Origin of the sequence: Thioclava sp. F36-7, assembly GCF_002020075.1 — a bacterium.
In the GTDB taxonomy this organism is placed as follows: domain Bacteria; phylum Pseudomonadota; class Alphaproteobacteria; order Rhodobacterales; family Rhodobacteraceae; genus Thioclava; species Thioclava sediminum.
Genome location: NZ_MPZR01000008.1, coordinates 59,131 through 82,751 on the forward strand (window position 1 = coordinate 59,131; position 23,621 = coordinate 82,751).

The following is a 23,621-nucleotide window of genomic DNA, read 5'->3' on the forward strand; positions in this document are numbered from 1 at the left end:
TCACTTTCCCACGGAGGGTCCGTCTAGGGGCCTTGGGGCATCCCGAAGTGGATGACGTGTCGACCTGCCATCCAAAAATTAGATCCACAACGTTCGTCGAGAATAGCCATCTGCAGATCGAGCATGTGGTCCCGCGCTTTCTCCGCTGCAGTCAGCCAGGTCGAATAGGTGGAATCCCAACAATCGACGTGACGAAGCACACGCTCGCGCTCCACGAGGGGAGAGGAGCACCTTCAGAAATTCCGGGAAGAGCATCAGGATCGGCGTCTTGATGCCGCATGTTGGGCGATTGCTTCAACCTGCACCGCTCGGCGTGAACGCTGCCCGGGCGCCAGTCTCGGCCGGTTGAATGACCCGGGGCTGCTCAGCCAAGCGTTACCCCCGAGCGCGAGGGGTCAGCCAGCGGGAAGCAGTCTCAGCCCGCGGATCGGACGGCGTCGAGAATTCGGTTCTCCGCGTCTCTCAGGCCGCGTTGGGGCGATTTTCCGTTGAAGACGATGTCGTGGATTTCTTCCCCGAGCGTGCGTTCGATCAGGTTGAATTCCGGCACCGGCGGGCGCGCCCATGTCACCAGTTCGTTCTTGCGCGCCATGCGGTCGACCATGCTGACGATGGGGGAGGAAGCCAGCGCCTCCGGGTCGGCGCAGACCGAGAAGCGCGGCGCCACGGGGAAGCCGTTCTTCACGTGCTCTTTCATCGCCTCGGGCGAGACCATCCATGCGATCGCATCGATGATCTGCTTCTGCCGCGCGGGTTCGACATAGGCGGGGATCGTCAGAAGGAAGCCGCCGATCGGGGCCGACACGCGACGCATCCGGCGCGAGGGGGGCGGCAGGTAGGCGACGCGGCGGGCAACGCGGGAGCTCAGCTCATGCTCGAAGCGCGCCGCGCGCATCGTCCAGCAATAGGCAAGCGCGGTCTGACCCGACATGAAGTAGTGGATCCGCCGCTCCCAATCCATCGTCGCGATGTCGGGCGGCGAAACCTCGACGAGCTGCTTCATGTATTCGATCACTTCGAGCGCGTCTTCGGTGTCGATCTGAAGCTTCAGCTTCTCGAACGTGTCGAAGCTCCAGCTCTCCTGATTGCGCAGCGGCATGTCGATGACGGTCGTCCGGCAGGCTGCGAGGAAGAACATGAAGGAGTTCGCGATCGGCATGCCGCGCTGACCGTTCCACGCGATGCCGTAGAAGTCGTCCTGCGGGTTATGGAATTCCCGCGCGGCGGCGATCGTCTCGTCGAAGGTCTTCGGATAGGCGAGGCCGCGGCTCTCGAACAGGTCCTTGCGGGCCGCGAGAATCTCGATCGTGCAATAGAGCGGGATGCCGTATTGCGTCCCTTTCCAGTTCCCGGTCCCCCAGACCGAGGGATGGAAATCCAGCGCGTTGATGGCGGCGTCCGAGATGAGATCGTCCAGCGGGGCGAGCTCCCCACGCTCCGCGAATTCCCCGAGCCACGGCATGTTCATCGCGACCACGTCATAGCGCGGCGACATCTCCGAAAGGGTGCGCCGCGTGTTGGCATAAAGGTCTGGCAGGCGCTGAAGATCGAAGCTGCTGCGCTTGCCGAAATCGTTGCGGAAGTCGGACCACATGTTGCGCATGGCGATGAAGTAGTTGTCGTCGTTCAGCAGGAACTTGATATCGCCAAGGTTGATCGAGGAGATGTCCTCCCCGCGCACGGGGGAGATGATCTGCGAGGCGAAATAGCTGCCGCCGAAATAGTATTCGCTGGTCTCCATCCCGCGCCGCAAGCCGAAGGTCTTCGCCAGGTGGCCCTTCACGTAGCTCGCGTAGTCCATGAAGGTGTTGAGCAGGGTGTCGGAGGGTTCGAGGAAATGCGTCTTCAGGCCGTTGCCGCGCGGCACCTGCCGGATCAGGCCGTCCTCAATCATCTTCAGGATCATGCGGTTGCCGGTGCTGTAGGGCACATCGGCGAGGCTGATCAGGCCCGACTTGTCGATCGGGTTCACACGCAGATGCGCGTCGACCAGTTCGAGCGTGATGTTGAAATACACGTCCGGCTTGCCGCCGGGCATGTTCGCGTCGAAGGGCGCACGAAGCTGCCGGAGAAAATCGACGATCCGGGACAGCTCGTGACTCGTGAGTTCAGCATCCTGAGGTTGCATGGCCTCCGAATGCTGCTCCGCCAATTTCATCTTGTCGACAACTTTTCCTGCCATTTCACCAATGCGAAGAAATCTTCGTCCTGCATACCCGCGTTCGAGGCGCTTCTATAAAGCTCGAGGATCAGGCCGGTTGTCATCAGCGGCACGCTGTTGCGTCGGGCGGCTTCGCTGATGAGCGTGAAATCCTTGATCATCTGAGACACTGTGAAAGCGGGCGTGAAGTCATCTTCGACGACCGGCTTCTGCTTATATTTGAACAGCGGCGAGGCCACTGCGCTTTCGCAAATTACATCCATCATATCGGCTCGGGTTAGGCCGCCGCTGGCGCCGATCGCCAAGGCTTCGGAGAGCACCGCGGAAGAGGCGCCGACCAGAGTGTTCAAAACGAGCTTCATGTAGCGCGCTTCTTCTCCGTTTCCGAGGAAAAATTGCCGTGCAGAGAGTTTGCGGATGTAGGGGAGCGCTTCGTCCCAGCCCGCGCGGTCTCCCGAGGCGAGCACGGTGAGCGCGGCACTCGCCGCCATGTCTGTGCTGCCGGAAAGCGGCGCTCTGACATAGTTGATTTTCTTCGCTGCGAGAACCTTCGCAACGCTTTCGGAGCATTCGGGGGAGACTGTGCTCATCTCGACCAGCGTCGCGCCCGCGGGCAGGGTGGTTGCGAGGCCTGCGTCTTCGCCATTGCCGATGACATCCAGCAAAGCCTGATCGTTCGGCAGCGTCGAGAAGACGATACCCGCATTAGCAAAGTCCGAGATCGACGCGGCCTCGGATGCGCCCAATGCGGTCAGCCGATCGCGACTGTCCTTCGCCGGATCGGAGACAAGAAGTTTCGCGCCACTCTCTACGAGGTTGCGCGCCATGGGGCCGCCCATTTTGCCCACGCCGATCCAGCCAAGCGTCTGCTGCGTATCGATCTGATCAGTGTCTGCCACCTGGGTCTGGCTCATGCTTATATCTCCCACTTATGTGTTGGGCCGACATTACGTCGCCAAAACGGTGGTGATGGATGTAATTTATCCGAAGCGGAAATTTTTCTGCAGTGATGGCCGGATTGGTTTGTTACGAATCGTCGCAGCCAAATGGCGATCTCGATGTCGGGGTGATCCCGGCAGACCCAGAGGATCGCGACACTTGGAAAGGGAGGAAAAGCTTTGAAAGCTGTTCGTTTTCACGGAGCGAAGGACATCCGCGTCGAGGATGTCGAAGAACCGTCGAGCAAACTGGCGCCGGATGACGTTCTGGTCGCGCCGATCGTGACCGGCATCTGCGGCACCGATCTTCACGAATATATCGCGGGGCCGATCGTTACCCCGTCCGAGCCGCATATCTATACCGGCGCGTCCAACCCGCAGATTCTTGGCCATGAATTCTCCGCCAAGGTTCTCGCAGTGGGCGACGAGGTCAGCAATGTCACGGTGGGCGAGCGCATTTCGGTCCAGCCGCTCGTGGCGCCGCGCAATGACTACTACGGGAAGCGCGGTCTGTATCACCTCTCGCCGCAACTGGGCTGCATCGGCCTGAGCTGGGCCTGGGGCGGCATGGGCGAGAAAGCCGTCATCAAGGATTACAACGCGCAATCCGTGCCCGAGGGGCTGACGGATGATCAGGCTGCGATGATCGAGCCGGCTGCGGTCGCGCTTTACGGCGTGGATCGCGGCGGCGTCGAGGCAGGTTCGACCGTTCTTGTCTCGGGCGCCGGTCCGATCGGTGCGCTGACGGTGCTGTCGGCCCGTGCGGCGGGTGCGAGCACGATCATCGTGTCGGAGCCGAACCCGAACCGTCGCCGGATCATCTCGGAAATCGCGCCCTATGCGCATGTCGTCGACCCCCGCAGCGGCGAGCTGCCGACCGTCGTCGGCGATCTGACCGAAGAGGGTGTCGGCGTCGATGTCGCGCTCGAATGTGTCGGGCTCGAAGCCTCGCTCAACGCCTGCGCCGAAGCGGTGCGCCGCCAGGGCAAGGTCGTGCAGGTGGGCCTGCACATGAAACCCGCCAGCATCGATGCGATGCTCTGGGCGCTCAAGGACATCTCGGTCGAAGCGACCTGGTGCTACCCGACGCAAATCTGGCCCCGGATCGGCCGCATGGTCGCCTCGGGCAATTTCCCGATCGAGAAAGTCATCACCTCGCGGATCGCGGCGGAAGATGTCGTCGACAAGGGCTTCGAGGCGCTTCTCGATCCTGCCGGGGAACATCTGAAAATTCTCGTCACCACCTGACGAAACGGAACTGCAAGAAAGGGGCGAAGACCCATGGCTGAACAGAATATTGCGTTGATTGTCGGGGCGACCGGCCTCTCGGGCAGCTACACCGCGCGCGAGTTGAAATCTCACGGCTGGACGGTCGTGACGGTGTCGCGCAGCGATGTCGATCTCGAGTGGTCCGACCGGCACATTGCCGCAGACCTGACCGATGCGGAAGCCAGTAAGGCCGCGCTGGCTGCGGCCAAGGACGTGACGCATGTGTTCTATTGCACCTGGTCGCGTCAGGCCAACGAGGAAGAGAACGTCCGCGTGAACGGGATGATGGTGCGCAACCTCTTCGAGGGGATCGCAGGCGCGCCGATCAAGCACGGCGCGCTGGTGACGGGCCTCAAGCATTACCTCGGTTCGTTCGACGATTACGCCAAGGTTACGCCCTACACGCCCTTCCTCGAATCGAGCCCGCGTCTGCCGGGGCCGAACTTCTACTACGCGCAGGAAGATGTGCTGCTGGAGATGGCCGAGAAATACGGCTTCACCTGGTCGGTCCACCGCCCGCACACGATGATCGGCTTCACGGTCGGAAATTACATGAACATGGCGGTCACGCTCGCGGTCTATGCCTCGATCTGCAAGCACACCGGCAAGCCGTTCCTCTATCCCGGTTCGCCCGAGCAATATAACGCGGTCACCGATGTGACCGATGCGCGCATCCTCGCCAAACAGTTCTACTGGGCCGCGACGACGCCGGAAGCTGCGAACACACCCTTCAACACTGCAAATGGCGATGTCTTCCGCTGGACGTGGCTCTGGGCGCGGATCGCCGAGTATTTCGGCCTCGAGGTCGCGGAATACCCCGGTCACACGACGCCGCTCGAAGAGCAGATGGCGGATGCGCCCGCAATCTGGTCGGAGATGGTGGCTCAATATGGGCTGCAGGATATCCCTGTGACCAAGCTCGCCTCGTGGTGGCACAGCGACGCCGATCTCGGCCGCGAGCTGGAATGCTTCACCGACATGACCAACAGCCGGAAGCTGGGTTTCGACGCCTATCAGAGCACGCCCGACAGCTTCTTCGACGTCTTCGAAGAGCTGCGCGAACGCAAGATCATCCCGGCGAAGTGAGGAGACAGAGATGCATTACGTAATCCATTGCCTCGACCATGACGGTGCCGTCGACAAGCGGCTGGCCAATTACGAGGACCACAAGGCCTATCTGGCTCAGGCGCCGGTGAAGACGGTGATCTCGGGCCCGCTTCTGGCGGATGACGAAGAGACCATGATCGGCAGCTGCTTCGTGCTGGAGGCCGACAGCCTCGCAGAGGTCGAAGACTTCAACCGCAACGACCCTTTCGCGAAGGTCGGCCTTTGGAAATCCGTCTCGATCCGTCCGTTCTCCAAGCGCGTGGACAACCGCTGATGTCGGGGCCGGTCAAAATCGCCCTCGTGGGCATGGGTTGGTGGGGGCAGAAGATGCTCGCCGTTCTGTCGAGCGCCCCCGACGACATCACGGTCGTCCGCGCGGTGGAGCCGAACCTGGACGCGGTGCGCGATCTCTGCGCCGAGAAGGGCGTGACGCTCAGCGCGGATTACGCCGATGCGCTGAACGATCCCGAGGTCGAGGCCGTCGTCTTGGCGACGCCGCACTCGCTGCACACGGATCAGATCGCCAAGGCCGTCGCGGCAGGCAAGCATGTCTTCTGCGAAAAGCCGCTCGCGCTCACCGCTGAAGAAGCCGCCCGTTCGGTCGCGCTTTGCGCCGAGGCTGGGTTGGTTCTCGGCATGGGCCATGAGCGCCGCTGGGAGCCGCCGATCGCCGAGATGCTGGCGAAGGCCGATGCGGGTGAGTTAGGCCGTATCCAGCAAATCGAGGCCAATTTCAGCCACGACAAATTCGTCGGCATGGACCCGAGCAACTGGCGCGTTCAGGCGAGCGAAGCACCCGCAGGCGGCATGACCGCGACGGGCATCCACCTGCTCGATCTGTCGGTCCGCCTTCTGGGCCGCGCGGAAAGCGTGCTGTGCATCTGTGAGCAGCTGTCTTCGGAACTGCCGCAGGGCGACACGGTCGCGGCCTATGTGAAATTCGCCGGGGGCGGGACCTCCTACGTGTCGGCTTCGCTGTCGAACCCGTTCATGTCCCGCTTCACGGTCTACGGCTCGAAAGGCTGGATCGACATCCGCGACAAGGCGCATGTCGAGGCGCCCGACGGCTGGATCGTGACCTCGGCCATGGCTGGCGGGCCGATCGAGACCGTCGAGATCGGCAAGGCCGAGCCCGTGAAGGACAACCTGGTGAGTTTCGCCCGCGCCGTGCGCGGACAGGAAACCTACCCGATCACCGCCGATCATCTGGTCGACAATATCGCGCTGCTCGAGGCGGTCTTCGCCTCCTCCCGCAGCGGTCAAATCGAACGCGTGGCGCAACCCGCCGCAGCGAAAGTTGGAGCCTGACATGAAAGCCCTGATCTTCGACGAACCGAACAAGCCCATCGTGACGCAGGTGCAGACGCCCGGCATCACGGACAACGAGGTGCTAATCCAGTCGCGCCGCGTTGGGATTTGCCACTCAGATTACGAGCTGCTGGCCGGTCAATACATCATCCCGATTTCCTATCCGGTCGTTCCGGGCCACGAATGGGTCGGCGAAGTCGTCGAGGTCGGGAAGAATGTCGACGGGCTCAAGCCCGGGGATCGTGTGGTCGGCGAATGCGTGATCAACACGCCCGAGCGCATCCACCACTTCGGCTTCTCGATGGACGGTGCGGATCGCGAATTCTTCGCCGCGCGCCCCGAATGGCTGCACAAGCTGCCCGACGCGGTCGATGACGCAAAAGGCGCGCTGATCGAACCCTTCACCTGCGGCTATTACGCGGTGCTGCGCCATGGCGGCGTCTGCGCGGCGGATACGGTGGTCGTCTCGGGCGGCGGCACGATCGGCCTTGTCTCGGCAGCCGCCGCGATCGGCATGGGCGCCCGCGTGATCGTGGTCGACCCGGTGCCGCTGCGCCGCGAGATCGCGATGAAGCTCGGCGCGGACGGCACGATCGATCCGACCGACGGCGATCCCATCGAAGCGGTGCAGGAGATGACCAAGGGCGGCGCCGATCTGGTGGTCGAATGCGCGGGCCATCCGGCCTCGCTGGCCAATGTCTTCGACTATGCCCGCGACGACGGGGATGTCTCGATGGTCGGCATCAATATCGGCCAGAAATTCCCGGTCGAGCTGGGCAAGATCCAGATCAAGAACCTCAACGTGCGCGGCTGCATCGGCTCTCCCGGCGTCTGGCCGGCGGCGATCCGGTTTCTGGAGCGCACCGGGCTCGATCTCTCTCCGATCCAGACCCACAGCTACAACATCGATGACGCGATGACCGCGCTGGAGCTGGGCAAGTCGCCCGACAAGGCGGTCAAGGTCACCTTGGAAATCAGCTGAGACGCGACGCGAGGGAGGAGGAGAAAACATGGCTGAGACGACGCCGCATAGCTTCGGAGGTTCGATGGGACTTTCTTCGATGTCCCTGTCGAAGGGCTTCGTCACCATCGTCGCCTCGACGCTGGCGCTCATCCTCCTTTGCATCATCTTCGCACCCTCGACGGTCACCGCCGGGTCGCTGATGGGCAGCCTACCTTTCGCGGCGGTGCTTGGCATCGTCGGGCTCGGCCAGATGCTGGTGGTGCAGCAGGGCGGCTTCGATCTGTCGGTGCCGGGCTCGGTATCGCTCGCGGTTGTGATCGCGACCCACATGCCCAATGGGCAGGACGCAGGGCTTCTGCCCGCCCTGATCATCGCGGTCGGCTTCGCGCTCGCCGCGGGGGTGCTCAACGGTATCATGGTCGCCTATTTCCGCCTGAACGCGATCGTCGCGACCATCGGGATGAACGCGCTTCTGTTCTCGGCGGTCTTCGCGATCTCGGGCGGCGTGCCGCGGATCACGACGAACCTGCTGGCCCATATCGCGGGCGGTCAGACCCTGGGTATTCCCCATTCGGTGCTGTTCGCCCTCGCCATTCTGGCCCTCGTGTCCTTCGGCCTGAAAAAGACGGTGGCTTGCCGTCGCTTCGAGGCGATCGGGGCCAACCCGAAGGCGGCCCGCGCGGCGGGTCTGAGCGTCAAACCCTATCAGGCGATGGCCTATGTGGCGGCGCAGATCCTTTACTGCACCGCGGGCATCCTGATCGCAGGCATCACCCGCGAACCCACGGCATTTCAGGGCAACAGCCTGCTTCTGCCCTCGGTCGCCGTCGTGGTGCTGGCAGGGACATCGCTTCTGGGAGGACGCGGTTTTCCGATCTCGGTCGTCATCGCCGCCTTCTTTCTCAACCAGCTCAGCCAGTTCGCTCTGTCGATCGGTGTGCCGTACTCGGCGCAGACCATCGTGCAGGCGCTCGCTCTTGTATTCGGCATCGGGGTCTACTCGATCGAATGGACGAACCGTTTCAAGAAAGAACAGACAAGTTCTACAGAGGAGGAGAACCATGAAACTGTCTAACCTGAAAGGATGCGCTGCCTATATGGCGCTGGGGCTTGGAATTGCCCTTTCGGCCTCGGCGGCCAGCGCAGAGGACGCACCCTCCTGGTGCGGCCCGAACAAAGCCTCGCTGGCGCTGCTCGACGGTTTCGGGGGCAATAGCTGGCGTCTGGTGACGACCGCTTCGGGCAAGGAGGAAGCCGCGAAATGCCCGAGCATCACCGACTACTACTATGCCGACGGTCAGGGCGACACGCAGAAGGCGATCTCCGACATCAACTCGATGGCGGCGCGCGGTGTCGACGCGATGGTCGTCTTCGGCGACGCCGGTCCTGCGATCCTGCCCGCGCTGACCAAAGCCTACCGCTCCGGGGCGGTCGTCGTGCCCTACCGCGTGAATGTTGGCGGGGAAGCCGGCAAGAACTACACCCGCTTCGTCGGTGCCGACTTCGTCTATGACGGCGAAAGCTGGGGCAAGTGGATCAAGGAGAACTTCCCGGATGGCGCGAACATCCTGTTCCTGTCGGGCCCGGCGGGCAACAGCCAGGGTCTGGACGAGCTCAAGGGGATGAAGAACATCCTCGACGACAGCTACAAGTTCCTGAACCCGGACCCCTTCGCGGTCACCAACTGGGATCCGTCCCTGACGCAGCAGGTGCTGTCGGCCGCCATCGCGCAGCATGACAATATCGACGTGATCGTGTCCGACTTCGGCCCGTCGCTCGTGGGTGCGCTGCCGGTGTTTGCGAACTTCGACCGCTCGATCCCGGCGCTCGCGACATCCGACGGCAACTCGCTCGGCTGCTTCTGGGAGAAGGTCCACGCCGACAACCCGGATTTCAAGCTCTTCACGGTCGCGACCGGCAACGACAACGTTCGTCTCGCCGTGCAATGGGCGATCGCGGAAGCGACCGGTGGCACCCCGCCGTCGGAGGAAGTCTTCAAGGCTCCGAACTTCGAGGACTCGACCGATGGGGATCCGAACCCCGTCCAGTGTCGCTCGGATCTGCCCGGCGCGATCTATCTCTCTGCTCAGCTTTCGGGTGACGAGCAGGCGAAGGCCGTCGGCCAGTAACCTCCCCTGTCTCCGGGCGGCGCGATCCGCCCGGAGATACCCGCGCCAACCCCTCAGATCGGCGGAACTAAACGGATGATAGCATTGGCTGAAATCGAACCGATGGAGAAGGCGGACGGGCTCCGCGAAACGTCAACGGGCACCCCCGTGATCCGCTTGCGCGGCGTGTCGAAATCCTTCGGGGCGGTCCGCGCCCTGAGCGAGGTGAGCGTCGATATTCACGCGGGCGAAGTGCACGCGATCCTGGGCGAGAACGGGGCCGGGAAATCGACCCTGATGAACCTGATCACCGGCGTTCTGCAGCCCAGCACCGGCCGGATCGAATTCGACGGACGTGATGTGATGCCGCTCTCGCCGGAAAGCTCGTCGGCGCTTGGCGTCGCGATCTCCTATCAGCACCCGGCGATCCTGCCCGACATGACGGTGCTCGAGAACCTGCAGGTCTCGCTGCCTGCCTCTGTGTTCCAGGGCGACCGCAAGGACCGCGTCGGCCAGCGTCTGCTGGAAGAGGTCGGCCTTGAGGTGCCGCTGAACGCGCGTGTCGATACGCTGACCATCGCGCAGAAACACCTGCTGGAATTGGCTAAGGCGCTCGCCGTCCAGCCCCGTGTGCTTATTTTGGACGAACCGACGGCCGCGCTCGATCAGGACGCGACGGATATGCTGTTCGCGAAGGTGCGGGCGCTGAAAGCCTCCGGCACCGCCGTCATCTATATCACCCACCGTCTGGCCGAGTTGCGTCAGATCGCGGATCGCGTGACCGTGCTGCGCGATGGCCGCCACCGGGGCAGCGCGCCTGCGAGCGAGATCAGCAATTCGCAACTTCTGGACCTGATCGTCGGGCGCCGTCTGGCCTCTGCCTTCCCGCCGAAATGCGCCGACGCCAATCCACCGATCAACTTCGAGGTCGAAGGCCTCAGCGGGCGTAAATTCTCGGACGTGGCCTTCGCCTTCGGGCGTGGCCAGATCATCGGCGTTGCCGGTGTCGAGGGCAACGGCCAGTCCGATCTGATGCGCGCCTTGGTCGGCCTTCAGCCCTATCGCGGCGCGATCAAGCTCAACGATCGTACGCTTTCGCCGAAAGAGCTGAAACACGCGGCGGCCTTCATGCCGTCGGATCGCCATACGGAAGGCCTCGCTGCGGATTTGACAATCCGGGAAAACGCGACCTTCGCCTCGCTCGACAAATATGCCTCCGGTGGCGTGCTGGATCGCGGCAAGGAAATGCAGAAGGTGCAGGAGGTCTTCTCTTCGCTGGCGGTGAAGGCCGCAGGCGTCGAGGCGAAGGTCTCCCAGCTTTCGGGCGGCAACCAGCAGAAGATCGTGATGTCCCGCGCGCTTCTCTCGGAGCCCGGTTTCATTGTGGCCGACGAGCCCACGCAGGGCGTCGATGTCGGCGCGCGCTTCGAGATCTACCGGATCCTGCGCGAAGTCTCCGATGCGGGCACCCCGGTGATCGTCAACTCCTCGGATGCGGCGGAACTGGAAGGGCTGTGCGACATCGTTCTGGTCATGTCGCGGGGCCGCATCGTCGAGACCCTGCGCGGTGACGACATCACTGAGGCCCGCATCGTCGGGGCTGCGGTCGAGGCCGACACGCATGCGCATCACGTCGATGAAGAGCATCGGGCGAAAGAGGGCTTCGGCGCGAAGCTGCGCCATTTCGTGCAAACCGATAACGCGACGATCGTGCCGCTTGCGCTGGTGACGGTGCTGCTCGCGCTGTTCGTAAGCGCGCAGAACGAGAATTACCTGTCGTCCTTCAACGTCTCGAACATCCTGATCCTCGCCACCGCGCTTGGCTTCATCGCTTTGGGGCAGACCATCGCCCTGCTGATGGGCGGGATCGACCTGTCGGTCGGGCCGCTCGCTGGTTTCCTTGTGGTGATCGGGTCTTTCTTCATCAACGATGGCAGCCCGGCCACGACGATGGCGCTCGGTTTCGCCCTGATGTTCGGCGCGGCGATCGTCGTCGGCTTGATCAACGGCGTGCTGATCCGCTTCGCCAATTTCACGCCTATCGCAGCCACTTTGGCGATGTTCATCGGTTTGCAGGGCATGAGCTTCGTGCTGCGCGAAGGTCCGGGCGGCTACATCTCCTTCGACGTGATCGACACGCTCACCCGCAGCTTCGGCCCCGTGCCGGTCGCCTTCGTCGTGATGATTGCGATCGCAATCGCGATGGAGCTGGGCCTGCGCCGCAAGCGGGCAGGGTGGCAGCTTCGCGCAGTCGGCTCGCATGAGGAATCCGCACGTCGGATCGGCGTGCGCACGGATCGGACCTTCGTGCTCGGCTATATCGCCGTGTCGCTGCTGACCGCGCTTGGGGCGATCATGCTGATGGCGCAGATCGGCGTCGGCGATCCGGCGCAGGGCGTGAATTACACGCTGGGCAGCATCACCGCGGTCGTGCTGGGCGGCACCAGCCTTCTCGGCGGGCGCGGCACCTTCATCGGCTCGCTGCTGGGCGCGGTGCTTCTGACCGAAGTGCTCAACGCCGTGTCCTTCCTCGGGCTGTCGCAGGCCTATCAATACGGCTTCCAGGGGGTGCTGATCCTCGTGGCGGCACTCATCTACACGACCGCGCGTCGGCGCCGCGAGGAGTAACCTCGCGGCCCACGCTGGCTCAATTCAACGCCTCGTCTGTGCGAGGCGCAGGGAGGAACCATGCCTGAAGCGTTCATCTACACATCCACTCCGGGGCGCATCGTCTTTGGCTCCGAGACCTTGGCGAAAGTCGCCGAGGAGGTGGAGAGACTGGGCTGCGCCCGCGCGCTGATCCTGTCGACGCCGTTCCAGAAATCCGATGCCGAGGCGCTTGCGAAAGACCTCGGGGAGATGGCGGCCGGAACCTTTACCGAAGCGGCGATGCACACGCCGGTCGCCGTGACCGAGGCCGCGCTCGAAGTCTATACCCAGACCAAGGCCGATTGCGTCGTGGCGCTCGGCGGTGGCTCGACCATCGGTCTGGGCAAGGCTATCGCCTGGCGCAACGATGCGCCGCAAGTGGTGATCGCGACGACCTATGCCGGTTCCGAGGTCACCGACATTCTCGGCCAGACTGAGAACGGGCAGAAGACGACCGTCCGCGATCCAAAGATCCGCCCGGAAACCGTGATCTACGACCCCGATCTGACGCTCGGCCTGCCGGTCGCGATGAGCGTCGCGAGCGGGTTGAACGCGATGGCTCACGCGGTCGAGGCGCTCTATGCGCCCGATGCGAACCCCGTCACCTCGCTGATGGCGGTCGAAGGTCTGCGTGCGCTGAAAACGGCGCTGCCGCGGATCGTCGAGACGCCGGAGGATCGCGATGCCCGGGCCGATGCGCTCTACGGGTCGTGGCTCTGCGGCACCGTGCTGGGCGCGGTCGCCATGTCGCTGCATCACAAGCTTTGCCACACGCTCGGCGGCGGGTTCGACATGCCCCACGCGGAGACCCACGCGATCCTGCTGCCGCATACCGCCGCCTATAACGCCGAGGCCGCGTCGGCGCAGCTCGCCCGAGCGACCGAGCTGTTCGGCGGCGATCTGGGCGGCGGACTCTACGACTTCGCGCGCTCCGTCGGCGCCCCGCTCGCGCTGGCCGACTTTGACCTCAGGGAAAGCGATCTGGCGCGCGCCGCCGATATGGCCGTGCAGAACCCTTACAAGAACCCGCGCGACGTCACGCGCGACGGCATTCTCGACCTGCTGACCCGCGCCCATGCCGGGCAACGCCCCGTCACGACCTGATAGGAATGAATGACATGACCCAAGAGCCGAAGATCGCCTATTTCACCGAGGACGCCTCGGTCGAAACCGTCAACGCCCGGGTTTCGGAGAGCACCGATGCGCGCCTCCAGACCGTGATGGCGAGCCTCGTCCGTCACCTGCATGCCTTCGTCAAGGACGTCGAGCTGACCCAAGCCGAGTGGGATGTCGCGATCGATTTCCTCACCAAGACCGGCCAGATCTGCGACGAGAACCGGCAGGAGTTCATTCTGCTCTCCGACGTGCTTGGGGTCTCGATGCTGGTCGATGCGATCAACAATCGCCGCCCGACCGGGGCGACCGAGAACACCGTGCTCGGGCCGTTCCACGTCGATGGCGTGCCGGAATACGAGATGGGCGCGAACATCACACAAGCGGGCGGGCGCGAGACTTGCCGCTTCTATGGCACCGTCACCGATCTCGACGGCAAGCCGGTCGAAGGCGCGCGGATCGATGTCTGGTCGGACAGCGAAGACGGTTACTACGACGTCCAGCAGCCCGACATTCAGCCGCGCAACAACAATCGCGGCGTGTTCACCACGGGGCCGGACGGGCGCTACTGGTTCGAGGGCATCAAGCCGGTTTCCTACCCGATCCCCGATGACGGTCCGGTGGGCAAGATGCTGGGCAAGCTCGGGCGTCACCCGTATCGCCCGGCGCATATGCATTTCATCGTCAGCGCCGAGGGCTTCGATCCGGTGACGACCCATACTTTCGTGGCGGGCGACAAATACCTGACCTCGGATGCGGTGTTCGGCGTCAAGGAATCCCTGATCGCCGAGTTCACCCCGGTCGAGAATGGCGAGACGCTGTGGGAGTCCAATTACGACTTCGTGCTGCACCGGACTGAGTGAGCGGGGAGGCTATCATGTCGAACAGAGACGAGATGGGCGGCGTCGTCGTCACGGGGGCCGCGCGGGGCATCGGCTTCGAAATCGGCCGGCGCGCGGTGGCGACTGGATATGGCGTGGTGATCGCGGATCTCGATGCCGCGGCAGGCGAGGGGGCGGCTAAGGCCCTCACCGCAGAGGGCGGTCGAGCGATTTTCTGCAAGACCGACGTCACCGACCGGGCGGCGACCCAGGCCGCGATCGCCGCCTGCGAGGCGGAGTTCGGCTTTCTCCATGCCATCGTCAACAACGCTGGTTTCAACCGCCCGCAGCCGTTTCTCGAGACGACCGAGGAGAACTGGAACCAGATCATCACGGTCAACGGCATGGGCGTGCTGATCGGCATTCAGGAGGCGGCGAAGGCGATGATCGCGGCCAAGCGGAAAGGCAAGATCATCAATACCGCCTCGATGGCCGGTCGCGCCGGCTTCGGTGATTTCGCCCCATATTGCGCGAGCAAGGCCGCCGTCATCAGCCTGACGCAGGCCGCCGCGCGCACCCTTGCCCCGCACGGAATCACCGCGAACGCCTTCGCTCCCGGCGTGGTGGAGACCGATCTCTGGATGGTGCTCGACAAGGATTTGATGGAAATGGGCGTCTCCTCCGAGCCGGGCGAGGCGCTGCGCAACTTCGCCGCCGGGATCCCGCTCGGCCGCACATCGACGCCGGCAGACGTGGCCGGAACGGTCGCGTTCCTGCTCTCGCCGGACTCCGATTACATGACCGGCCAATGCCTGCAGATCGACGGCGGGATGATCATGCAATGACCGCAACCGAGGAGACGCAATCCATGACCAAGCAAACCCCATTTCCCCGCATCGCCTTCATCGGAACCGGTGCGCAGGGTGCCTCCATCGCGGCGGATTTCACGCTCGCAGGTCTGGACGTCACCTTCATCGACCAATGGCCCGCGCATGTCGAAGCGATGCGCGAGAAGGGGCTGACGGTCAACATGCCGACCCGCCAGCTGCACACGCCGGTCAAGGCGCTGCACCTGTGCGAGATCGCCGAAATTAAGGAACCTTTCGATCTCGTCTTCATGGTGGTGAAGGCCTACGACACGCGCTGGGCGGCGGAGATGATCAAGCCGGTTCTGGCGGAGCACGGCTTCGTCGTGGGGCTGCAGAACGGTATGACCCAAGAGGCGATCGCAGAGATCGTCGGCAAGCATCGCACGATCGGCGCGGTGATCGAGATCGCCTCGAACATGTGGGAACCCGGCATCACCACGCGCCAGAACGACACCGATGAAAGCTGGTTCGCGCTGGGCGCGCTCGACCCCGAGCAGCAGCCGCGCGTGGAGGAGGTCGCCAATATCCTGCGCCATTCCGGCACCGTCGAAGTCGTGGAGGATATCCACTCCGCCAAATGGATGAAGCTCGTGGTGAATGCGGCGGAGCTGATCCCCTCGGCGATCATCGACACGGCACTCAACGATGCCGCACGCCAGCCCGAGTTTCTCGAGGTAATGCGCAAGGCAGGCTACGAGGCGATGGACGCGGCGCTGGCCGACGGCGCCACGGTCATGCCGATCATCGGGATGCCGCCGGTCATGAGCAACCACCCCGAGCGCTATGTCGACGAGATCTTCGACGAGGTGCTGCGCACCTTCTCGCGCGAAGATACGCTGACGACCTCGCTGCAGGACTGGCGCAAGGGCAGGCGGGCCGAGGTCGACGAGGTGAACGGGCTGGTGGTCGATATTCTCGAAGCCAAGGGGAAAGCCGCGCCGATGAACCGCAAGGTCGTCGAGATGGCCAAGGAGATTGAAGCGGGAAAACGGGTTCTCAGCCCCGCGAACGCGGGCGAACTGGTGGCGCATTTCCGAGGGCTGGCGCAGTAGGGACGTGCCTGCTCAGCTCGTAAACCCTTCGGCAGCTTGCACGGTGCTGCGCCGTCGCCGGTGGTTGTTCAGTAGCAAAGGTTGTCGCAGGCTCAGCGTATTACGCCTGAATTCGGATAAATTGCTTGGATGATGCCTCGCGCAAGGCGATAAGCGGAGGGAAATGGCAATAGATCGACGCGCGACGTGAAGATACATAAGTTCGATATCAGTGGACATCCCGGGGAGACCGTCGGTGACATCACCCATCGGCGCCTGCGCGGCGACATCGTGCATGGGCGGTTCAAACCGGGGCAGAAGCTGAAGCTCGATCTGCTGCGCAAGAAATACGATATCAGCGTGACGACGCTGCGCGAACTGCTCAGCAGCCTGACGAACGAAGGGCTCGTCACCGCTGAAGGACAACGCGGCTTCGAGGTGGCGCCGATCAGCAAGGCCGACCTGCGCGATCTGGCCGACCTGCGACTGCTGCTCGAGACCCACGCTCTGCGCCAGTCCATCGCGAATGGCGACATAGAGTGGGAAGCGGGGGTCGTCTCGTCGCATTACAAACTGGAGACGATCGAACGCGAGCTGATCGCGGGCGGCGACGGCCCGGTGCAACCTTGGGTGCGTCACGACTGGGACTTCCACTTCGCGATGATCGCGGCATGCGACAGGCCGAACCTGATGCGCACGCATTCCTCGGTCTTCGATCGCTTCATGCGCTATCACATGATTATTCTGGAATTCCGCGGCGAGAAGGCGAAGGAAGACCACATTCGCCTGCGTGACCTGACCTTGGCCCGCGATGCGGATGCGGCCGTAGAGCTGCTGATCTCCCATGTCGAAAGCGGCGTCGACCACATTCTGGCGACCGGTCGCGTTCCCTGAACTCTTTGAAAGACGGTGTCTGACAGTCGGCAAGCGGGTGGAGAAGAACACCCGCTCGTGATTTTGTACGTCAAAAATAAAAATGTATGATATTTTTAAAGTTGACATATGAAATTTGAGATGCCGAATTGAATGAGCCGCTTTCGATGCGGCGAAAGGGAGGAACTATGACCAAATTGACTCGCCGCAGCGTGCTGGCGACAGGGGCCGCTGGTGCAGCCGCGACCCTGATGGCAGGCACCGCATTCGCTCAAGATCGCAAACGGCTCCGCCTGTCTTCGGTGGTGTCGAATAACGACATTCGCGCCAAGGCCTTCGCCCGCATTTCCGAGGATGTCGCCAAGGATTTCGACCTGCAGGTCTACAACCAGTCGACGCTCGTGCCGCAGGGGGGTGAACTGACCTCGATCCAGCGCGGGACGCTGGAAATGGGCCTCGTCGCGCCGCAGAAGCTGGCCGATCAGGTGCCGGAATGGTCCATCCTGACCGCCGCTTACGTGCTGCGCGATGCGGCCCATATGAAAGCCGTCTTCGACAGCGACGTTGGCAAGCAGCTGAACGATATTGCGGCGCAGGCTGGGCTCCATGTCCTCGCGCCGGTCTATTTCGGCGCGCGTCAGGTCAACCTGAAGCCCGAGAAGAAGATCAACACGCCCGAGGATCTGAAGGGGATGACCCTGCGCATGCCGGGCGGCGACGCGTGGCAGTTCCTTGGCGAGGCGATAGGCGCCAGCCCGACACCGCTGGCCTATTCGGAGGTCTACACCGGGCTCCAGACCGGGGCGATCGACGGTCAGGACAACCCGCTGCCGAACGACTACAACATGAAGTTCTACGAGGTCACGAGCCAGATCGCCCTGACCAGCCACCTCGTCGGTTTCGACGTGCTGGGGATCTCCAAGAAGGTCTGGGACGACATGAGCGCCGATCAGCAAAAGCTGCTCAAGGACTCCGTGGACAAGGAAATCGCCGCCAGCACCGAGGAGCACCTCAAGCGCGAGCAGGAACTGGTGGACTTCTTCAAGGAACAGGGCCTCGAGGTCTACGAACCCGACCGCGCCGCCTTCCGGGATTACGCCCAGAAGAAGTATCTCGCCAGCGACTTCGCCAAGAGCTGGCCCGAGGGGATGCTCGAACAGATCAACGCGATCCAGGCCTGACCCTCGGACACACTGAGGGCGGGGGGCCATGCCGGCCCCTCGCCCCTCGAAAGGCAAACCGATGCAAAACACGAGCCGCCGCTGGCGGAACGTAGCGCGCCGTCTGGCCGACGCCGTTCCGGCGCTGCTTCTGGCCGCCATGTTCCTGGCCTTCATCGTTCAGGTCTTCATGCGCTATGTCCTGAACCATCCCGTCGGCTGGACGGTCGAGCTGTGCGTCATTGCGTGGCTCTGGGTCGTGCTGTGGGGGCAATCCGTCTCGGCGCGCGAAGAAGACGAAATCCGCTTCGACATCATCTACGGCGCGGTCCGGCCCAAGGTGCGCCGCGTGTTCCGCATCCTGTTCTCGCTCTTCATCGTCGGGATCTATGCGGCCTCGCTGCCGGATGTCCTGAGCTACATCTCCTTCATGAAGATCGAAAAGACGGCCTATATGAAGATCCCCTTCAGCTACGTCTTTTCCGTTTTTGCAATTTTCACGGCGGTCACGATCCTGCGCTATGGCTGGATTCTGATCAAAGAGCTGCGCGGTCAGGGGCCCGAAGATGACAATCCCGACCTGACGCAAGTCGCGCGCAAGGATTTCTCCGAATGAGCTGGGAATTCACCCTCGCCGTGGTGGCCATCGTCGCCACCGCCATCGTCGGCCTGCCAATCGGGCATGCCATGCTGGGGGCCTCGATCCTCTATCTTCTGCTCGAACAGCAGGACATGAGCATCGCCGCCGAGCAGGTCCTGCGCGGGCTCTACGGCTCCTACGTCCTGCTGGCGATCCCGCTGTTCATCTTTGCGGCTGACCTGATGAATATCGGCTCGCTCTCCGACCGGCTGCTGGATTTCTGCCGCGCGCTGGTGGGGCGCTTCCGGGGCGGGCTTGGCCATGTCAACGTCGTGTCGTCGCTGATCTTTTCGGGCATGTCTGGATCCGCCATCGCCGACGCGGTCGGGATCGGCAAGATCATCATCCAGCTGATGACCAAGGACGGGAAATATCCGCCCGCCTATGCCGGCGCGATCACCGCAGCCGCCGCGATCATCGGCCCGATCATTCCGCCTTCGATCCCGATGGTGCTCTACGCGCTCGTCTCCGACACCTCGATCGGCTACCTCTTTCTTGGCGGCGTGGGGCCCGGTCTGATCCTCGCACTCCTGCTGATGGTAATGAACGCCATTCAGGCGAGACGCCACGATTTCCCGGTGGAAGTGCCCGTGCCTGTACGCGAGATGCCCCGCATCACGCTGCGCGCCGTGCCCGCATTGCTGATGCCGGTGATCCTTCTTGTCGGCATCTATGGCGGCATCACCACGCCCACCGAGGCGGCCGCACTCGCCGCGCTCTACGCCTTCCTGATCTCGACCTTCCTCTACCGCTCCGTCAGCCTGCGCGCGGCCTATGAGACGGTGTGCCAATCGGCCCGCTCCACCGCGAGCGTGGGCATCCTGATCGCCGGGGCGCTGGCCTTCAACTACGTGGTCACGGTCGAGCAGATCCCGAACGAGATCCGCAGCGCCTTGGGCGACATGCAGCTCGACCGGGTCACCTTCCTGCTGCTGGTCAACGTGCTCCTGCTTGTTCTCGGATGCCTGCTGGAAGCAAATGCGATCCTCCTCGTGATCGTGCCGATCCTGCTGCCGACCGCGGTCTCGCTCGGCGTGGACCCGGTGCATTTCGGAGTGGTCGTCGTGGTCAACACGATGATCGGGCTCGCAACGCCGCCCTACGGGCTGCTGCTCTTCGTCGTCAGCGGGATCACCAAATCCCCGATCGGCCAGACGATCCGGCATCTCGTTCCCTTCCTCATCATCATGATCGTCGGACTCGCGATCATCACTTTCGTGCCGGGCACCGTGCTGTGGCTGCCCCGGCTTTACGGTTACGGCGGCTGACAGGCCGCAAATCAGGAGACCTCACATGGCCCAGAAAGACCTTCCGATCCTGGTCATCAATGGCCCCAACCTGAACCTGCTCGGCACGCGCCAGCCCGAGATCTACGGGCACGACACGCTCGAAGATGCGGAGCGGTTGAGCCGTGATGCGGCTGCTGCGGCGGGGGTGGAAATCGACTTCCGCCAATCCAACCACGAAGGCGAAATCGTCGACTGGATCCAATGGGCCCGCACCAACGCCTGCGCCATCCTGATCAATCCGGCGGGCTTCACCTCGACCTCCATCGCGATCCTCGATTCCCTGCTGATCTTCGACGGCCCCATCTTCGAGGTTCATGTCTCGGCTCTGTTCCGGCGCGACGAATTCCGGCACCCGTCCTATGTCTCGAAAGCGGCAACGGCGAAAATCGAAGGTTTCGGCATTGCAGGCTACGGCTTCGCGATCACCCGGATTGCCCAGCTCGTGAAAGGCGCCAAGTAATGCCTGCCCCCGAGAGCCCTTCCGAGGCCGCGTCGGACGACGCGGTCATCCGGCTGGGTCTGATCGGCGACAATATCGCCGTCTCGCAGGCCCCGCGGCTGCATCGGCTGGCCGGGCTGCAGAACGGGCGCGAAGTGACCTATGACCGGCTTGTCCCGCGCGAGCTTGGTCAGGATCACGCGACGATCCTCGCCGACTGCGCCGCACGCGGCTATCGGGGGCTCAACATCACCTATCCCTACAAGGAGAAGGTGGCGGCGCTGGTCCGCATCTCCGACCCGATGGTGCGGCGGCTGGGCGCGGTGAATACCGTCCTCTTCGAACCCAACGGACCTGAGGGCCACAACACCGATCACTCCGGCTTCATCTCCGCCTATCGCGCCGCGCGGGGGAGCACTCCGCCCGGAGCCACCCTGCTTATCGGCACCGGTGGCGTCGGGCGGGCCATCGCCTTCGCGCTGGTTGCACTCGACGCCTCAGAGATCCGCCTTGCCGACCACGACATCGAGAAGGCCGAGGTTCTCGCGTCGGAACTCGAAGCGGCGAAACCGGGACTTCGCGTCACCGTGGGGCGGGACGCCGCCGAGATTTCCGAAGGCGCCGAGGGGGTCATCAACGCGACCCCGGTCGGCATGACCGGCCATCCGGGCTCGCCACTTGAGGCATCCGCAATCACCGGCGCATGGGCCTTCGACGCCGTCTACACGCCGGTCGAGACTGAATTCCTCGCTGTGGCACAGGCGGCGGGCCTGCAGGTCATCTCGGGTTACGAGCTGTTCATCTGGCAGGGCGTCGATGCCTGGAAGCTCTTCACGGGTCTACCGCTCGACGTCGCCCGTTTGCGCAGCGATCTCGCGAAAACCGACCCGGCCACATCCTGAAAGGAGGCCTCCCATGAAAACCGCCATCGCCACCGTCTCGATCTCGGGAACGTTGCAGGAAAAGCTGGAGGCGATCTCCGCTGCGGGCTTCGACGGGATCGAGATTTTCGAACAGGATTTCATCGCCCATGACGGCGGGCCGCGCGAAGTCGGCCAGATGGTCCGCGATCACGGGCTGGAAATCTTCCTCTTCCAGCCCTTCCGAGATTTCGAAGGGCTCCCGGCTCCATTGCGCCATCGAGCCCTGAAACGCGCGGAGCACAAATTCGAGCTCATGCGCGAGCTCGGCACCCGCGACATGCTGGTCTGCTCCTCGGTCCATCCCGAGGCGCTTGGTGGGATAGATCGCATGGCTGGCGATTTCGCCGCCTTGGGCGAGCTTGCCGCAAGCTACGACATTCGTGTCGGCTTCGAGGCGCTCGCTTGGGGGCGCCATGTCTGGGACCACCGCGACGCGTGGGAAGTGGTGCGCCGGGCCGATCATCCCAATGTCGGCCTGATCCTCGACAGCTTCCATACGCTCGCCCGCAAGATCGACCCGGAAACGATACGGCGGATCCCGGGAGACAAGATTTTCTACGTCCAGCTTGCCGATGCCCCGGCGATCGACATGGACCTGCTCTACTGGTCGCGCCACTTCCGCAACATGCCGGGCGAGGGCGATCTGGACGTCACCGGCTTCATGCGCGCCGTGATGGCCACCGGCTATGACGGACCGGCAAGCCTCGAGATTTTCAACGACCAGTTCCGCGGCGGCCCGACACGGACCATTGCACGCGACGGCTATCGCTCGCTCGTGGCGTTGATGGATGACGTTCGCCGCAGCGAGCCCGGGCTGGAAGACAAGATCGACGAAATTCCCGCGCGCGTCGTCGTGGACGGGGTCGAGTTCATCGAGTTCGCGGCGCAGGGCACGGAGGCGGAGGCGCTGAAGACGTTGCTCACGACCCTCGGCTTCCGCATGTCGGGGCGGCATCGCAACAAGATGCTGGAAGTCTGGCGTCAGGGCGATATCCGCATTCTCATCAATTCCGAGACCACGGGCTTTGCGGCCTCCACATGGACAGCGCGCGGCACCAATGTCTGCGACATCGGCCTCAAGGTCGCGGATGCGGCCTCGACGGTCACGCGTGCGCGAGCGCTCGGCGCCGATACCTTCTCGCAGCCGGTCGGGCCGGGGGAACTGGACATCCCGGCGATCCGTGGGCTTGGAGGCTCGGTGCTGCATTTCGTGGATGCCTCGAGCGGTCTCAGCGAAGTCTGGGACGTCGAGTTTGAGCCTGCAGAAGACATGTCGAACCGAGACGCCGGCCTGGCCTCCATCGACCATGTGGCGCAGACGATGGAATATGACGAGATGCTCAGCTGGGCGCTTTTCTACACGACGCTGTTCGACATGCAGAAAGCTCCGATGGTCGACGTGATCGACCCGGACGGGCTCGTTCGCAGCCAAGCCATCGCATCGCGCGCGCGCCCGGATGGAAAGGGTCTGAAGGTTACGCTCAACGGCGCCGAGACGCATCGCACCCTCGCAGGCGATTTCCTGACTCATGGCTTCGGCGCGTCCGTGCAGCATGTGGCTCTGAGAACCGAAGACATCCTCAAGACCGCCGCCGCGCTGGCCGATCTGGGCTTCGACCCGCTGCCGATGCCGGCCAACTACTATGCCGATCTCGAAGCGCGCTTCGACCTGTCGCCGGAATTTCTGGAGCGGCTGCGTTCGGCGAATATCCTCTATGACGAGGATGCGCACGGCGCCTTTCTTCAGCTCTACTCGCGGCCCTTCGCAGGGGGCATGTTCTTCGAAATCCTCGAAAGGCGGGGCGGCTACGAGGGGTTCGGTGCGGCCAACGCCCCGTTCCGGATCGCCGCGCAGAAGCGGTTTGGCCGCGTGAAGGGCATGCCCGACCTCTGAGTGACGGCGACTCGGTGAAATGTCCCCAAGTGTCTTGGTGACGGAAGCAGGGAGATGCCGAACTT

General features: G+C 63.4%; 21 protein-coding genes. 19 read left to right on the forward strand and 2 right to left on the reverse strand.

The annotated features are described in order from the left end of the window. Positions 1-415 precede the first annotated feature (415 nt). Both BMI89_RS15385 and BMI89_RS15390 read right to left on the reverse strand, forming a co-directional pair. Positions 416-2,128, reverse strand: a complete 1,713-nt coding sequence (locus BMI89_RS15385) for an extracellular solute-binding protein (RefSeq protein ID WP_168176823.1) — start codon at positions 2,126-2,128, stop codon at positions 416-418. Between the two features lie 26 nt (positions 2,129-2,154). Then, a complete protein-coding gene (locus BMI89_RS15390) occupies positions 2,155-3,075 on the reverse strand; it encodes an NAD(P)-dependent oxidoreductase (protein WP_078571706.1) in 921 nt (306 codons plus the stop codon). Positions 3,076-3,279: 204 nt separating this feature from the next. On the opposite strand from BMI89_RS15390, the gene BMI89_RS15395 reads away from it, so the two are divergent. From BMI89_RS15395 to BMI89_RS15485, 19 genes are all read left to right on the forward strand, one after another. Beyond that, positions 3,280-4,347: a 2,3-butanediol dehydrogenase gene (locus BMI89_RS15395; protein ID WP_078547546.1), complete on the forward strand. Its 1,068-nt coding sequence runs from the start codon at positions 3,280-3,282 to the stop codon at positions 4,345-4,347. 33 nt (positions 4,348-4,380) lie between these two features. Then, on the forward strand, positions 4,381-5,454 hold the full coding sequence (locus BMI89_RS15400; RefSeq protein WP_078571707.1) for an SDR family oxidoreductase: 1,074 nt from the start codon (positions 4,381-4,383) through the stop codon (positions 5,452-5,454). Positions 5,455-5,464: 10 nt separating this feature from the next. Next, positions 5,465-5,749: a YciI family protein gene (locus BMI89_RS15405; RefSeq protein ID WP_038067927.1), complete on the forward strand. Its 285-nt coding sequence runs from the start codon at positions 5,465-5,467 to the stop codon at positions 5,747-5,749. Further along, the gene (locus tag BMI89_RS15410; protein WP_078571708.1) at positions 5,749-6,783 is read left to right on the forward strand and encodes a Gfo/Idh/MocA family oxidoreductase; all 1,035 of its coding nucleotides are present in this window, start codon (positions 5,749-5,751) and stop codon (positions 6,781-6,783) included. Before BMI89_RS15405 ends, BMI89_RS15410 begins: the two co-directional genes overlap by 1 nt. Before the next feature lies 1 nt (position 6,784). Continuing rightward, positions 6,785-7,765 carry a zinc-binding dehydrogenase gene (locus BMI89_RS15415; protein ID WP_078571709.1) on the forward strand — a complete coding sequence of 327 codons (981 nt, stop codon included), beginning with the start codon at positions 6,785-6,787 and terminating at the stop codon, positions 7,763-7,765. A gap of 28 nt (positions 7,766-7,793) precedes the next feature. Further along, a complete protein-coding gene (locus BMI89_RS15420; RefSeq protein WP_210402167.1) occupies positions 7,794-8,822 on the forward strand; it encodes an ABC transporter permease in 1,029 nt (342 codons plus the stop codon). Then, positions 8,809-9,876, forward strand: a complete 1,068-nt coding sequence (locus BMI89_RS15425) for a substrate-binding domain-containing protein (protein WP_078571710.1) — start codon at positions 8,809-8,811, stop codon at positions 9,874-9,876. The genes BMI89_RS15420 and BMI89_RS15425 overlap by 14 nt, the downstream gene beginning before the upstream one ends. Before the next feature lie 84 nt (positions 9,877-9,960). Next, the gene (locus tag BMI89_RS15430) at positions 9,961-12,483 is read left to right on the forward strand and encodes an ATP-binding cassette domain-containing protein (RefSeq protein ID WP_210402168.1); all 2,523 of its coding nucleotides are present in this window, start codon (positions 9,961-9,963) and stop codon (positions 12,481-12,483) included. Positions 12,484-12,543: 60 nt separating this feature from the next. Further along, positions 12,544-13,608 carry a maleylacetate reductase gene (locus BMI89_RS15435; RefSeq protein WP_078571711.1) on the forward strand — a complete coding sequence of 355 codons (1,065 nt, stop codon included), beginning with the start codon at positions 12,544-12,546 and terminating at the stop codon, positions 13,606-13,608. A gap of 14 nt (positions 13,609-13,622) precedes the next feature. Continuing rightward, positions 13,623-14,480 (forward strand): intradiol ring-cleavage dioxygenase, encoded by an 858-nt coding sequence (locus BMI89_RS15440; RefSeq protein ID WP_078571712.1) that lies wholly within the window; start codon positions 13,623-13,625, stop codon positions 14,478-14,480. A gap of 32 nt (positions 14,481-14,512) precedes the next feature. Continuing rightward, positions 14,513-15,283 (forward strand): glucose 1-dehydrogenase, encoded by a 771-nt coding sequence (locus BMI89_RS15445; RefSeq protein ID WP_078571814.1) that lies wholly within the window; start codon positions 14,513-14,515, stop codon positions 15,281-15,283. A gap of 23 nt (positions 15,284-15,306) precedes the next feature. Then, the gene (locus BMI89_RS15450) at positions 15,307-16,359 is read left to right on the forward strand and encodes a 2-dehydropantoate 2-reductase (protein ID WP_078571816.1); all 1,053 of its coding nucleotides are present in this window, start codon (positions 15,307-15,309) and stop codon (positions 16,357-16,359) included. 186 nt (positions 16,360-16,545) lie between these two features. Next, positions 16,546-17,232 carry an FCD domain-containing protein gene (locus BMI89_RS15455; protein WP_078522949.1) on the forward strand — a complete coding sequence of 229 codons (687 nt, stop codon included), beginning with the start codon at positions 16,546-16,548 and terminating at the stop codon, positions 17,230-17,232. A gap of 167 nt (positions 17,233-17,399) precedes the next feature. Next, a complete protein-coding gene (gene dctP, locus BMI89_RS15460) occupies positions 17,400-18,392 on the forward strand; it encodes a TRAP transporter substrate-binding protein DctP (protein WP_078571713.1) in 993 nt (330 codons plus the stop codon). 61 nt (positions 18,393-18,453) lie between these two features. Then, entirely contained in the window at positions 18,454-18,987 is a 534-nt protein-coding gene (locus BMI89_RS15465; RefSeq protein ID WP_078571818.1) for a TRAP transporter small permease subunit, read from the forward strand. Then, on the forward strand, positions 18,984-20,279 hold the full coding sequence (locus BMI89_RS15470) for a TRAP transporter large permease (protein WP_078571714.1): 1,296 nt from the start codon (positions 18,984-18,986) through the stop codon (positions 20,277-20,279). Before BMI89_RS15465 ends, BMI89_RS15470 begins: the two co-directional genes overlap by 4 nt. Before the next feature lie 25 nt (positions 20,280-20,304). Continuing rightward, positions 20,305-20,760, forward strand: a complete 456-nt coding sequence (locus BMI89_RS15475) for a type II 3-dehydroquinate dehydratase (RefSeq protein ID WP_078522945.1) — start codon at positions 20,305-20,307, stop codon at positions 20,758-20,760. Next, complete coding sequence (locus BMI89_RS15480; RefSeq protein WP_078571715.1) at positions 20,760-21,641, forward strand: NAD(P)-binding domain-containing protein; 882 nt, start codon at positions 20,760-20,762, stop codon at positions 21,639-21,641. The genes BMI89_RS15475 and BMI89_RS15480 overlap by 1 nt, the downstream gene beginning before the upstream one ends. Before the next feature lie 13 nt (positions 21,642-21,654). Then, the gene (locus BMI89_RS15485; protein WP_078571716.1) at positions 21,655-23,556 is read left to right on the forward strand and encodes a sugar phosphate isomerase/epimerase and 4-hydroxyphenylpyruvate domain-containing protein; all 1,902 of its coding nucleotides are present in this window, start codon (positions 21,655-21,657) and stop codon (positions 23,554-23,556) included. Positions 23,557-23,621: the final 65 nt, after the last annotated feature.